Source organism: Sorangium sp. So ce367 (assembly GCF_051520455.1).
GTDB lineage: Bacteria > Myxococcota_A > Polyangia > Polyangiales > Polyangiaceae > Sorangium > Sorangium cellulosum_B.
The window spans coordinates 4,484,671-4,497,963 of sequence record NZ_CP150334.1 but is presented as its reverse complement, the minus strand read 5'-3'; the positions used below and the strand labels follow the sequence as shown (position 1 = coordinate 4,497,963).

Annotated in this window: 11 protein-coding genes; 4 read left to right on the top strand and 7 right to left on the bottom strand. The window is 71.7% G+C overall.

What is annotated here, in order from left to right; genetic code table 11:
- Positions 1-555 precede the first annotated feature (555 nt).
- The 4 genes from WME97_RS17185 to WME97_RS17170 all read right to left on the bottom strand — a co-directional run bounded on the left by WME97_RS17185 (position 556) and on the right by WME97_RS17170 (position 5,550).
- Positions 556-1,617 carry a beta-ketoacyl synthase N-terminal-like domain-containing protein gene (locus WME97_RS17185; RefSeq protein WP_437552978.1) on the bottom strand — a complete coding sequence of 354 codons (1,062 nt, stop codon included), beginning with the start codon at positions 1,615-1,617 and terminating at the stop codon, positions 556-558.
- Positions 1,614-2,645, bottom strand: a complete 1,032-nt coding sequence (locus tag WME97_RS17180; protein ID WP_437552977.1) for a DUF2169 family type VI secretion system accessory protein — start codon at positions 2,643-2,645, stop codon at positions 1,614-1,616. Before WME97_RS17180 ends, WME97_RS17185 begins: the two co-directional genes overlap by 4 nt.
- Positions 2,646-2,708: 63 nt before the next feature.
- The gene (locus tag WME97_RS17175) at positions 2,709-4,166 is read right to left on the bottom strand and encodes a YkgJ family cysteine cluster protein (protein WP_437552976.1); all 1,458 of its coding nucleotides are present in this window, start codon (positions 4,164-4,166) and stop codon (positions 2,709-2,711) included.
- Between the two features lie 112 nt (positions 4,167-4,278).
- Positions 4,279-5,550 (bottom strand): DUF1566 domain-containing protein, encoded by a 1,272-nt coding sequence (locus WME97_RS17170; RefSeq protein ID WP_437552975.1) that lies wholly within the window; start codon positions 5,548-5,550, stop codon positions 4,279-4,281.
- A 350-nt stretch (positions 5,551-5,900) separates the two neighbouring features.
- Between WME97_RS17170 and WME97_RS17165 the strand changes: the two genes are divergently transcribed.
- Genes WME97_RS17165 through WME97_RS17155 form a run of 3 tightly spaced genes read left to right on the top strand, consistent with a single transcriptional unit; the run spans position 5,901 to position 9,567 of the window.
- Complete coding sequence (locus WME97_RS17165; protein ID WP_437552974.1) at positions 5,901-6,920, top strand: sugar-binding protein; 1,020 nt, start codon at positions 5,901-5,903, stop codon at positions 6,918-6,920.
- A gap of 32 nt (positions 6,921-6,952) precedes the next feature.
- Complete coding sequence (locus tag WME97_RS17160) at positions 6,953-8,455, top strand: sugar ABC transporter ATP-binding protein (protein WP_437555411.1); 1,503 nt, start codon at positions 6,953-6,955, stop codon at positions 8,453-8,455.
- The gene (locus WME97_RS17155) at positions 8,452-9,567 is read left to right on the top strand and encodes an ABC transporter permease (protein WP_437552973.1); all 1,116 of its coding nucleotides are present in this window, start codon (positions 8,452-8,454) and stop codon (positions 9,565-9,567) included. The genes WME97_RS17160 and WME97_RS17155 overlap by 4 nt, the downstream gene beginning before the upstream one ends.
- A 282-nt stretch (positions 9,568-9,849) precedes the next feature.
- Here the strand turns inward: WME97_RS17155 and WME97_RS17150 are convergent, their stop codons facing one another.
- Positions 9,850-10,851 carry a hypothetical protein gene (locus WME97_RS17150; protein ID WP_437552972.1) on the bottom strand — a complete coding sequence of 334 codons (1,002 nt, stop codon included), beginning with the start codon at positions 10,849-10,851 and terminating at the stop codon, positions 9,850-9,852.
- Positions 10,852-10,965: 114 nt separating this feature from the next.
- Here WME97_RS17150 and WME97_RS17145 point away from each other — a divergent pair, with 114 nt between their 5' ends.
- Positions 10,966-12,042, top strand: coding sequence for a glycosyltransferase family protein (locus WME97_RS17145; RefSeq protein WP_437552971.1), 1,077 nt, complete (start codon positions 10,966-10,968; stop codon positions 12,040-12,042).
- A 41-nt stretch (positions 12,043-12,083) separates the two neighbouring features.
- Here the strand turns inward: WME97_RS17145 and WME97_RS17140 are convergent, their stop codons facing one another.
- Positions 12,084-12,341 (bottom strand): hypothetical protein, encoded by a 258-nt coding sequence (locus tag WME97_RS17140; RefSeq protein ID WP_437552970.1) that lies wholly within the window; start codon positions 12,339-12,341, stop codon positions 12,084-12,086.
- Between the two features lie 107 nt (positions 12,342-12,448).
- Complete coding sequence (locus WME97_RS17135) at positions 12,449-13,240, bottom strand: Stp1/IreP family PP2C-type Ser/Thr phosphatase (protein WP_437552969.1); 792 nt, start codon at positions 13,238-13,240, stop codon at positions 12,449-12,451.
- Positions 13,241-13,293: the final 53 nt, after the last annotated feature.

Here is a 13,293-nt window from a genome sequence, read left to right as displayed (position 1 = left end):
AAGCAAGAGGCATGAGCGCATCGACCATCGCGCTCGTGCTCCTGCTCGTCGCCTGCACGCCCGGGTGCCGCGACGAACCCAAGGGAACCATCTACGGTCCGCCATGCAGCACGAAAGAGCTGGCACGGACCCTCGAGTGGTGCGCCCCCGGAAAGGAGCTGTCGCCCTGCGTACACGTGCCGGCAGAGCTGGGAGAAGCCTGCCAGGCTGGCTGTGTCCTGCAGATGTGCGAGGATACCGCCCCAGAATCGATAGCCAGCCGGGCGCGCTCCACGTCGTGCTCCGATAATCGTGGTCCCCTCTACTGGCGGAACTTCTTTACGGCTGCGTACGCGTGCGAGAAGCAACACGGTCGAGCTCAGCCTGCCAGGGGGAACTGCACAACAGCGGAGGTCGAAACGCAATGCGCCGAGCTCGCTGGTACCCATTGGGCGGACAGCTGGCCCGGTCGCTACCGGTAGGCCTGGTGTCGGGCCGCATCCCTCGTGGGCGCCGCAGCTCGGCGGTCGTCCCGTTCGGCGGCTGCCCCTGGACCTGGTTCGCCCTCTCGCGCCATCAGCCCGGCGCCACGACCACCATCGCCGCGCGCTCCCCGCCGTCGCTCCCGGCGAGGGAGACCGCACACGGGTGCGGCGCGAAGCCGCGCGCGAACGCCTCCGACGCGATGACGAGGTGCAGCGGCATGGCCGCGGCGCCGAGCGCGCCGATGCGCTGGGCGGGGCACTCCAGCTGCTGCGGATCGCAGAAGAGCTGCTGCGTGCGCACCGACGCGGCCTGGAGCTCGAAATGGCGGAAGGTCTCGAAGGTGATGTCGGTGAGCATCCAGCCCGCGCGCATCCCGCGCTCGGCGAGCGGCGCGAGCGCTGCGCGCAGCGCGGCGGTGAGGCCCGTGGCCTGGAACGCGGACTCGTCGTTGTCCGGGCGGGCCCGCTCGTGCGCGGTGGAGAGGCCGACGATCTGCCCGAGCTCGCGGAGGAGCGCGCGCCGAGCGACGTCGGGGCGCGTGAGGACCACGAAGGCCGCGCACTCGCCGGGGACGAGGGCGTCGAGGTTGTCCGGCCGGAAGAGCCGGCCCGCGGCGTCGAGCGCGGCGATGCGCGCGGGGTCGTAGTCGGTGTGCACGCCGCCGAGCAGCGCCGCGTCGATCGTGCCTCGCGCGAGCGCGTCGCACAGCTCCGGCAGCAAGAACCCCGGCGCGGCGGGGCCTCGCGTCGAGACCTTGACCGCGATCTCCGGCGCGCCCCCGTACGATTGCGCCCGCGCGGCGAGCTCGGCGGCGACCCGCTGCGCCGGGGCCTCGCCGCCCGGCGGCCGCTGCCCGAGGTGCTCGTCGAGGCACAGGCCCATCTGCATGCGAAGCCCCCGCGCCGCGGGGCCGAGCTTCTCGAGCGCCTCGCCGAGCGCGCGCTCCGCGAGCAGGACGGCGCGCGCCGCGCCCGTGACGCGCGGATCGAGCGTGGGCAGGAAGCACATCGTGACGCGCTCGCCCTGCCCGTCCACGAGCGGCGACTCGCGCATCGCCGCGGCCGAGGCGCGGTGCGAGAAGGCGGTGTCGATCGAGCGCAGCCCGACGGGCGTGACCGCGCCCGCGGCCACCATGACGGCGAGGGGCCTCACGCTCGCCCCCGCTCGCGCACGATCACGCGCGCGTCCTTCATCCGCCTGGGCGCCTTGACGTGCGCGCGCCAGACCATCTCGACGGCCACCGGCTTCTGCGGGCCGGTGGCGTAGAGGTCGACGAGCACGGTGTCGAGGTGCGGCGCGAAGGCGACCGGCGCGCGGTCCTTCACGTGGAACTCGATCTCGACCTGCACCTTCGGGAGCTCGAAGCTGAGCGCCCCCTCGGGCGTGAGGTTGAGCGCCCGCACCGGCTCGCCGCCCGCGAGCGGCGGATCCGCGATGAGGCCCGGCGAGGCGCAGAGGTTGAAGCGGTGGTCGAAGTCCTCGGGCAGGAGCGGCGCGCGGTTCTCCCGCCACGCGGCGTCGTACGTCCCGGCGTACCCGCGGCGCGGCTCCCAGTGCCGGCCGACGGCCCCGATCCCCGCGGGCGGCGGCGCGGTCTTCGCGGTCCGGATCGGGTACGAGGGATCCTCGATGGCCGGCGCCGGCTGGTGGGTGAGCGAGGCCGGCGCGCGCGTGACGCCCGTGCCGATCGGGTTGCGCGGCTCCTCGAGCGGCGCCGCGGGATCGCCGTCGTCCAGCCCGCCCCAGGCGTGGTCGTAGCGCATGTCGATCTGCTCGATGGGCGCCGGCGCGGTGAGGCCGCCGCCCTTGTCCACCCAGAGCCGCTTGCCGAACACGACAAGCGATTTCCTGAGCGGGCCCACCTCGACGCGCACATCGAAGGACGGCACCGCCTTGCCGTTCGGCGCGTACGCCGTGGCCACGAAGATCACGTCCGTCGCCGGCTTGAACAGGCAGATGTCGGCCGGGTACGCGACGCTCTCGGGCTTCTTCTCCTCCCAGGGCAGGTCGGCGAGGCGGACCCCGCGCGTGCGCTCGGGGGGCGCGAGCTCGAGGCTGCCGTCGCCCTGCAGCTCGAAGCTCGCCTTGACGATCGTGACCAGCTGCTCGCCGTCCCGGTCGACGAGCAGCTGTGGGTGCGCGGCGAAGTCCGTCTTGTTGTCGAGCGGGGGCTGGCTCATCGCGGGCGCATTATCGACAGGATCGGAGGCGATGTCTCTCCGAGTTCGAGGAGACGTGCGCGATCACCCGGCCGCGGCCACGTCGGCGGCGTACGCGTCGAGGCCGTGGCCGCGCAGCGTCGCCTCCACGAGCGCGATCGGCTCGGCGCAGGCCGGGTCGTCCGGACCCTCCCCGTCGACGACCGCCGGCAGCGCGCGGGCCACGACGAGCCGCACGGCGCGATCGCGGAGCGCGAGCGAGAGGGGCAGCGCCCCGAGCAGGCGGTGGCCGTGCAGCGCCGCGCGGAGGTAAAACCGCTCCCGATCTGGCGCGCGCACGGGCGAGAGGAGCAGCGCGGCGAGCAGGTCCGGCTCGGCCAGCGCCAGGCTCGCGTCCGCGATCCACTGCGTGGCCCTCCGGGCGAGGTCCCGTTCGCTCCGCCAGGCGGCGTCCTCGCGCGCCCGCCGCGCCGCGCGGCCGTGGAGCGCGGCGAGCCAGGGCGCGAGCGCCGCGGGATCCAGGGGATCGGGCCGCTCGAAGCGCGCGATCGCCCCGTCGGCGAGGCCCTCGGCCTCGAGCGCGGCGGCGAGCGAGAAGAGGCCCGCGGCGACGTCGGGCGGGGGCGCAGCCGCGGCGAGGCGCCGCGACCAGGCGACCACCTCGGCGCGGGAGGCGGTCGCGCAGGGCGCCACCTGCGCGCGGTCCGGCAGGCGGGCGACATCGATGCGCTCGTCCAGATCTCCCCGCGTGACGAGGCGCGGATCGAGCAGCGGCGCGCCGCCGGGGCGGCCCACGCTGGCGAGCACGCAGGCGCACTCCACGGCGACCGAGACGCGCACCGACTCGCCGTCGTCGATGAAGCTGGTCGGGAAGGTGCGGCACCCGAGCGGCTTGGCCTCGGGCCCGCCCTTCGCGTGGAGCGAGCAGCGCCCCTCGCCCTCGAGGTAGGCGCACCGGCCGTCCCGCATCGCCACGACGGAGGCCGCGCACGGCCACGTCCCGCGCTCCGGCGTGAAGGCCCGCTCGTGGCGCGCGCCCCCGCTCAGCACGTCGGGGCGCAGCGCCCGCGCCCGCGCGGCCTCCTCGGGATCGAAGAGGATCGAGGCGTAGATCCGGCAGCAGCTCCCGCCGCCGTCGCAGTGCAGGCTGAAGTCGGGCAGCACCTCCAGCGGGCGCTCGCGGGGATCGCGCTCCCCCGGGTCGAGCGCGGGCGCCGCGGGCGCCGCGGCACGCCACGGCCCCGCGTCCTCGCCGGCCTCATCCGCTCCCAGCAGCCCTGCGGCATGGAGCTCGGCGAAAAACGCCTGCGCCGCGGGCACACGCGCGTGTGCGCCCTCGCGGGCCGCCGCGATGACGATGCCCTCGACGTCGCGCGTCCCGTCGGCCGCGGAGAGCAGGACCCACTCCCGTGGGCCGAGCTGCAGCAGCTGCCCTGTGCGGACGTCGTGGAGGATGACGCGTTCCTCCTCGCCGACCACGTGACGCCGCGCGAGCACGTGGGCGGCGAGGCGAGGGCGCGCCGGCGGAGTGCTCGGGCTCACTCGAGGCACGCTATCCGACGGCAGCGGCAGCCCGCCACCGAAACGAGGCGCGGCGGCGCCGGCCATCGCCGCCGAGCTCCCGGGGCGGGCCGCCTCAGCCACGGCTGCGCCCTCAGCGCACGCACTTCACCCACGCGGCGGTGAAATAATTCCACTTGCCGCTCTCTCCGGCGTTGAACCCGGTGAAGCCGTCGTCGAAGTTGAGCGCCCAGGCCGCCGAGGCGTTCCCCACGGCCGCGTGGGAGCTCCAGTACCAGTCGTTGCTGCGGGCGCCGTACTGCGTGTCGGGGAACATCGCCCGGTTGATCGACGGCGCCACCTGCGCCTCGTCGACGAGGGTCGCGAGCTCCCGGACGCTGGGCAAGCGCCACGTGTGGCCGTTGAGATCGAGCGTCGCGCAGTAGCTCTCCGCCTCGGCCCAGGCGAGCGTGGCCGGCGAATACCCCTGCTGCCAGACGAGGCCTGTGTACCTGTCCATCACCTCGCCGGGCGACACGACGGCGTACTGGTCGGGCGGGGCCACGGCCGGGCTGCTCGGCGCCTCGCCCTCGCCGTTGCCTCGCACGCAGCGCAGGCTCGCCGCGGTCGCCTTGGAGTAGGCGTTGCTGACGATCCCGTCGCTCAGGTTGAAGGCCCAGGCATGGTCGCGCCCCGCGCCGGCGCCGGCCTGCCGGATGGTGAGGATCCAGTCGGACGACGTCTTGTGGAAGCCCCCGCGCGCCCCCGGGAAAGCGCCCCTGTCGATGGCCGGGCTCCGGGTGAAGTCGACGATCGACGTCATCTCGATGCGCGTCGGAAGGCGCCAGTCGGAGAACCCGCCGAGCGTCAGGTCGTCGCAATAGCGGATCGCCTGCTCCCACGTGTACGCCTCGGAAGGAGGGTTCTGTTGCCATTCGAGGCATGTGATGTCGTCGCGCACCACGCCGCCCCCCACATCGGTATAACTCGCGGGGTTGGGCAGGCCGCTGCCCGCCGGGTTGGGCATGGGCCAGCACGCCCACTTGTGCGTCCCGCAGGCCGCGGCCCTGCTGCATGTTTCGGGCGCTCCGCCCGCGCCGCCGCTGCCCGGGCCACCGCCCTCCCCGGCCGCTCCGCCCTCCCCCGGCGCGCCGCCGCTCGCAGTGCTCTCCGCTCCGCCGCTCGCGGTGCTCTCCGCGCCGCCGACCCCGGCGCCCGTCTCCGAGGCTCCGCCTGTCGCGGGCGCGCCGCCCGTCCCCCACGTCCCCCACCCTCCGCTCCCCGCGATCGCGTCGCGGTCGCCGCCCTCCTGGCCGCACGCCGCGGCCGCGAGCACCACGCCGAGCGCGACCCCCGTCCGGGCATGCGCCGCTGGGACGGCCATCACCCAGGTCGCGTCGACGACCCACCGCTTGCTTCGATTCACAAGCACCTCCGCACACTCAAGCCAATGCCACAAGACAAATATGCTCGAACCGCACCAACCTATCACACGCTGCGCACAGCACCCGCCGATCGGAGTTGACACCGAAATTGTGAACGTTCACAATGCATTCCTGCGGGTGTCCTCTGTCCTCCAGATCCATTCCGATGGTAGAGACCAAGGAGTGGTTCGGGCTCCAGGGACGCGGAGGGTAGACCCCAGCCACCGGGGCGCACTGTGGGGAGAACGCGCCGCCAGCTTTGCGGCAGATCACGGGGACAACGGCCGGGTAAGGGCGACGCCGCGCGTGATGTCAACACGTTCTTGAATGTGAATCAGCAAGGAGACCAGCCGTGAAAGAGACGAAGTCCTGGCGCAAGGGTTGGGCGGTCGTGGCGCCCTTCGTGTTGGCGCTGCTCGCGATGACGGGGTGCAACGAGAAGAGCGAGGGGACGGGCGCCGCGCCTGCCGAGGGCGGCGGCGCGAAGCCGAAGATCGTCAAGCTCGCCTTCGTCACCAACAACGCGTCCGAGTTCTGGAAGATCGCCCAGGCGGGCGTCCGGAAATACGAGCAAGAGAGCAAGGTTCAAGTCGACGTGAAGATGCCGTCGAACGGCACCACGGAGGAGCAGAACCAGATCCTCGAGAACCTTTCGAGTCAGGGCTACGACGCCATCGCCGTGAGCGCCATCGCGCCGGCCGATCAGGTCCCGGTGCTCAACAAGGTGGCCGGGAAGAGCAAGCTCATCACGTTCGACTCGGACGCCCCGGCGTCGAGCCGCCTTCTCTACATCGGCACCAACAACCACGAGGCCGGCAAGGCGCTCGGCGCGCATATCGTGAAGCTCCTCCCGCAGGGCGGCAAGATGGCCGTGTTCGTCGGCACGCTCTCCGCGGACAACGCGAAGCAGCGCCTGCAAGGCATCCAGGACGCGATCGCCGGCAAGAACATCGAGATCGTCGACAAGCGCGAGGACAACACCGACCGCGCGAAGGCGCGCTCCAACGTGGAGGACATCATCAACGCGCACCCGGACCTGAAGCTCGTCGCAGGCCTGTGGTCTTACAACGGCCCCGCCATCGCGGCCGCCATCGAGGCGCTCGGGAAGAAGGGCAAGGTCCTCGCGGCGGTGTTCGACGAGGAAGAGGAGACGCTCACGGCCATCGAGAACGGCACGATCTCGGCCACGGTCGTCCAGAAGCCGTTTCAGTTCGGTTACCTGGCGAGCAAGTGGGCGCATGAGCTCTCGGTCAAGCCCGACACGGCGATGGGGCAGATCCCGGCCAACAAGAGCATCGACACCGGCATCGACCTGATCGAAAAGACCAACGTGGCGACCTTCAAGCAGCAGCTCGCCGAAATGAAGAAGTGAGCGTGACAGCGTCGGCTCCGGATCTGCTCGCGATGCGCGCGATCACCAAGCGGTTCGCCGGGGTGGTCGCGCTCCAGGGCGTCTCTCTCTCGCTGAAGCCGGGCGAGGTGCTCGCCCTCATGGGCGAGAACGGCGCCGGCAAGAGCACGCTCATGAAGATCCTCGGGGGCGCCCTGCAGCCCGACGAAGGCGAGATCCGCATCGACGGGAAGAACGTCGCCATCGAGAGCGTGCGCGCCGCCAAGCGCCTCGGCATCGCGCTCATCCACCAGGAGCTGATGCTGGCGCCGAACCTGGACATCGCGGCCAACATCTTCCTCGGCAACGAAGGCGGCGCGACAGGGCTGCTCCTCCGTCCGCTGCCGAAGGGCGACATGGCCGCCCGCGCCAGTGAGCTGCTGCTGCGCGTGGGCTTGCGGCTCCCGCCCTCGACCCCGGTGTCCGCGTTGACCGCCGGTCAGATGCAGATGGTCGAGATCGCCAAGGCGCTCGCCCTGAGCGCGCGCATCCTCATCATGGACGAGCCGACTTCGTCGCTCACGAGCGGTGAGTCCGAGCATCTCTTCGGGATCATCCGCAAGCTCCGGGCGGACGGCATCGGCATCGTCTACATCTCGCACCGCATGGAAGAGGTCATGACGCTGGCCGACCGCGTGACGGTCCTGCGCGACGGCCGCCACGTCGGGGACCTCACGCGCGCGGGAGCGACGCGCGAACGGATCGTCTCCATGATGGTGGGCCGCGAGCTCAGCGCGCACTACTTCCCGGAGAAACGGCCCCGTGCGTCGACCGAGCCCGTGCTGGTGGTCGAAGGGCTCGTCGTGCCCGGCGCGCCCGCGCAGATCTCTTTCTCGGCCGGACGCGGGGAGATCCTCGGCTTCGCCGGCCTGGTCGGCTCGGGCCGCACGGAGCTCATGCAGACGATCTTCGGGGTCACGCCGGCGCTCGGGGGCCGCATGACGCTCGAAGGCAAGGAGTTTGCTCCTCGAAAACCCAGGGACGCCATCGACCGCGGCGTCTACCTGGCGCCGGAGGATCGCAAGCGCCACGGCCTCGTGCTGCCGCTCAGCGTCGCAGAGAACACCTCCCTGCCCGACATCGGCAACTACAGCCGCTGGGGCTTCCTGAACAGGGAGACGGAGCGCCGGGTCGCCGAATCGGAGGTGGAGCGCTTGAGGACGAAGACGCCCGGCATCCGTCAGCCCGTCGTGAACCTATCCGGCGGAAACCAGCAGAAGGTGGTGCTCGGGAAATGGCTGGCCATGAACCCGCGCGTGCTCATCCTGGACGAGCCGACGCGGGGCATCGACGTGGGCGCCAAGGCCGAGATCTACCGCCACATGACCGCCCTCGCGGATGAAGGCATCACGATCTTGATGGTCAGCTCGGACATGGAAGAGATCATCGGAATGAGCGATCGCGTCGCCGTCATGCACGAGCGGCGCATCAAGGGCGTCCTGCCGCGGGAACGGCTCAGCCAGGAGCGGATCGCGACCTTGATGACGGGGCACGCCGACAAGGAGGATCTGTCGTGAGGCGCGAGCTCGGGATGACCATCGCGCTCGTCGTGATGTGTCTGGGCCTCTACATCTCGAACCCGGATTTTCTCGGGCAGTCGAACTCGATCAACACCCTGCGGCAGATCTCGATGCTCGGGATCTTCGCGATCGGCATCGGGTTCGTCATCATCGCCGGCGGCATCGATCTGTCGATCGGGTCCGTGATCGGCCTGACGGGCGTCCTCATCGCCAAGCTCTCGTCGACCCAGCTCGGCGGCCTCGGTTACCCGCTCTGGATCGGCATTCCGGTGGCGCTCGGCGTGGCGCTGCTGATCGGCCTCGGCCAGGGCCTGTTGATCACGCGGCTCAAGCTGCAGCCGTTCATCGTCACGCTCGGCGGCATGCTGTTCTTGCGCGGCGTCTCGCAGACCATCGCCGGCGGGGGCACGCTGAGCCTCGGTGGCTCGCCGCTGCTCGCCCTCGCGAACGGCGGGCTGCTCAAGAGCGGGAGCGACGCGCTCGTCCCGTATCCGCTGCTGATGTTCCTCGCCGTGGGCGGCGTGGCGGCCTACGCGCTGCACTTCACGGTGTTCGGCCGTTACGTTTACGCGATCGGCGGCAACCGCGACGCGGCCGAGTACTCCGGCATCAACGTGAGGCGGGTGGAGACGTCGACCTATGTGATCTCGGCGGGCCTCGGCGGCGTGGCTGGCGTCTGCTACGCGTCGTACATCGGGCAGATGTCGCAGCAGGTCGGCATCGCATACGAGATGTACGCGATCGCCGCGGCCGTGCTCGGCGGCTGCTCGCTTCGCGGGGGTGAAGGCACGGTGCTCGGCATCGTCATCGGCTCCGCGGTGATGCGCGTCATCGACAACGGCATCAACATGTTTCAGCTGCCGTACGAGGACGCTGACCGCATCCAGCGCATCTGGCGCCTGGACCCGAACTGGACCTTCATCATCATCGGCTCCGTGATCCTCGTCGCCGTGATCCTCGACCAGATCGTGCACATCGTGCAGACGAAACGGCGCATCCGGCATGCCTCCGCGGGCGCCGCCGAGGCGGCGCCGAGCCTGCAGGCGACCGCGGCGGTCAGCGCAGCGGGGCCGCCCGCCGCGCGAGCGCCCGATCGCGAGAGCGTCTGAGCTTTCCGGCGACGGGGGACGAACCGGCAGGTCGCCAGGAGCGCCCCGCCCTGACCGTCAGGGAAGTCGGTGCCTCCTCAGCCCGGCGGTCCGGCCTGAGCGGCGCCGGAGCTCGTGCCCCCTGTCGCCCACCCCGTCTCGGCGCCATGACGGGTCCATGTCAGTCCACTCGAAGAAGACGTCTATCGGCCTGTCCAGCAACAGCAGGCCGAAGAACAAGAACAAGCGACATCACTGGAAGCGCTACCGCGGCCAGGGCAAGTCACATCACGGGTGATCGCGTCACGGCGAGGTGAGCCGGCGAGCATAACCCGCCGCCCGACCTACGAGCGCGGCGGCCGCGATCACGCCGCGCGCCCGCAGCGTATCCCGGGGTGAATGCGCCTCCGGCGGCGCGACAAACGCCTCGAGCCAGGCCTCGGCCGGCGGTCGCGCCAGCACCCCGCCGAGGTCGAACAGCGAGAGATCCGAGACCCCGGCCGCCACCGCGGCGGCCACGTCCTCGCGGAGCTCGGCGACCGAGCGGTAGACAGGCTCGTCGCCGAGCGCGCCTTTGCCCACGGCGCCCAGCGAGGCGCCCGCCCTCGGACCGAACCGCCGGGCGGCGGCGCGGCACCCCCAGGCGAGCAGCGCGAGCGCGTCCTCCCGGCCGAGCGCGCCGCGCGAATACCCCTCGAACAGCGACGTGTACAGCATCGCGCCGACGCGCCCCCACGGCGGCGCGGACACGGGCGTCCCCAGCAGCCGCTCCCAGCCGCGCGCCGGCCCGTCCGCCAGGACGAGCGGCACGATCGCCGCCGAGGTCGCCACCCCGCGCGCATGCACCGCGCCCGCCAGCTCGGTGTACGCGCGCTGCGCCTCGTCCCACCGCGGGCTCCCCCGCGCTCCCCGAGGCCCACCGCCGAGCAGATCGAGCGCGCCGCGCCCCCCCGCGAGCGCCCGCCGAACCGCCTCGATCGGCGGCTCGAGATCGAACACGATCTCCGCCGCGGCCAGGCGCCGCGCGTCGAGAGCGTCCAGCAGCCGCGCGACGAACGCACCGAACGCCGCCGCATTGCCGGCGCTCGCCCAGCGCCCGTCCTCGTCCGCGATCATCGGCCACACCGCGACCGCCACCCCCGCGTCCGCGCACGCGGCCACGAGATCCGGCAGCCCCGCCGCGGTCTCCGGCCGCACCGCGATCGAGAGCTCCAGCGCATACCGCCGCAACAGCGCGAGCGTCCCGGGCGCCCGCACCACCTCGAGCGGCAGCAGCTCGCTCCAGATCCGGCGGCGGGGCGTCACGCCCGCCGCCCGCGCCGCGGCGCCGCCTGCGCTCGGTCGCCGCCCGCGCCGCGCGCGCCGCGGCGCCGCGGTTTCCTTCCGAACGCCCCAGAGCCCCCGCTACACTCGCGCGTCATGAAGATCCTCTATGGCGTCGTCGGCGAAGGGATGGGGCACGCCATGCGCTCGCGCGTGGTGATCGAACACCTGCTCGCGCAGGGACACGAGCTCGAGATCATGGCGTCGGGCAGGGCGACCGACTTCCTGTCCAAGCGCTTCGCGGGGGTGAACCGCATCCACGGGCTCCACATGATCTACGAGGAGAACCGGGTGCGTCGCGGCAAGACGCTGTGGTCCAACGTGCTCTCCGGCGCGACGGGCACGCCGAAGAACATCGCCGCGTACTTCGAGCTCATCAAGGACTTTCGCCCCGAGCTCACCGTCAGCGACTTCGAGTCGTGGACGTACCTCTACGCCAAGCTCCACCGGCTGCCGATCCTCTCGGTCGACAACATGCAGATCATCAACCGGTGCACCCACGACGCGGAGATCCTCGCCGGCCACGAGGCGGGGTTCCAGCTCACGCGCGCGTTCGTGAAGAGCAAGCTGCCGTTCTGCAACCATTACGTCATCGCGACGTTCTTCCGCCCGCCGGTCCGCAAGCAGGAGACGACGCTGGTGCCGCCGATCCTCCGCCCCGAGATCATCGCCGCGAACCGCCGCCCCGGGGAGCACCTGCTCGTCTACCAGACCGCCGAGGGGAACGACGCGCTCTCGGCGACGCTCGCGAAGACCGGGCTCGAGTGCCGCATCTACGGGATGCGCCGGAACATCACGGAGGAGCAGGTCGAGGGCAACCTCCGCTACCGCCCCTTCAGCGAGGAGGGCTTCATCGACGATCTCGCCTCGTGCCGCGCCGTCATCGCCGGCGGCGGGTTCACGCTGATGGGGGAGGCTGTCTACCTGCGCAAGCCGATGCTCGCCGTCCCCCTCGGCCGCCAGTTCGAGCAGGTGCTCAACGCCCGCTACCTCGAGCGCGAGGGGTTCGGCCGCGGCGCCGATTCGCTTGACGACCCGGCCGTCGTCGCGGATTTCGTGAAGGCCATCCCGGCCTGTGAAGAGAAGCTCGCGGGCTACTCCCAGGACGGCAACCGGAAGCTGTTCGAGGTGATGGACGGCCTGCTCGATCGCGCGCACGCCGGCGTGCTCTGAGCGCGGCGGCCGGCGCGCTGCGCTCGGCCAGGCGCCCTCCCCTACTTCGGCCTGCAGCCCTTGACGTCCGAGCCGGTGATCCCGTTGCACTCCTGGTCCGCGGGGCAGTCCGTCTGCTCGACGCACGTCTTCAGGCACTCGAGCGCCGCGCTGTCGTCGGGCTTGCCGCAGACCGCCCCGTCCTCACACTCGCCGTCCGCGCCCTCTTCGTCGCACGCCTCGCCGAGCGCCGCGCCGCCGCAGCCCCACGCGAGCAGCGCGCCGACGAAGAGCCCCATCCCGATCCACCTGGTTCGCATGCGTGACCTCCCTTGTCTTCAGCCCACTTGCAGGCGGCAGGGGCGCGGCGGCGCCGCTCACGTGATGACGCGGCGCGCGCTCGGCCCCCTCCGCACGCAGCCCGATGCTACCGCGCGCTGCGGCTCTTGACGCCCTGGCGCTGGCTCCACGACGCCGATGCCGTCTCCTCGATCCGGATGAGCACGGCGGTGATGTTGTCGCGGCCACCGTTCTCGTTGGCGCAGTCGATGAGCTTGCCGCACGCGTCGGCGAGCACGGCGTTGTCCTCGACGATGCGCGCGATCTCGCGATCGTCCACGAGCCCGTGGAGGCCGTCGGAGCAGAGGAGGAACACGTCGCCCGCCTCGACGCGCTCCGCGCGCAGGTCGATGTCGACGCTGGGGCCGATGCCGAGCGCCCGCGTGATGACGTTGCGGGGCAGGTAGGCGAGGTCGCGCTCCGTGAGGTCGGGCCGCTCGAGGAGCGCGTCCGCGATGAGCGAGTGGTCGCGGGTCAGCTGCGAGATATCGCCGTTGCGGAGGAGGTAGCAGCGGCTGTCGCCGGCGTGGGCGACGTAGAACTTCCGCTCCCGCGGCGAGAACGCCGCGGCGACGACCGTGGTCCCCATCCCGCGGTAGAACCGCGAGTCGTCGGCGTGCGCGAAGATGCGCGCGTTCGCGTACGTCACGGCGGCGCGCAGCCTGTCGCCGGTCGACGCCTTGCGCCGCTTGGCGTTCGCCTCGCGGAAGTAGCCGGCGATGGCGCTCGCGGCGATGCGGCTCGCGACCTCGCCGGCCTCGTGCCCGCCCATGCCATCCGCGACGACGTAGACGTTGAACTCGGGGAGGAGGATGTATCGGTCCTCGTTGTGGACCCGCTCCCTGCCGACGTCGGATAGACCTGCCGCGGTGGCGCGCATTCGCCCCGAGTCTAGACGACGCTTGGCCCCCCAGGGAACTGGGTTAATCTCCC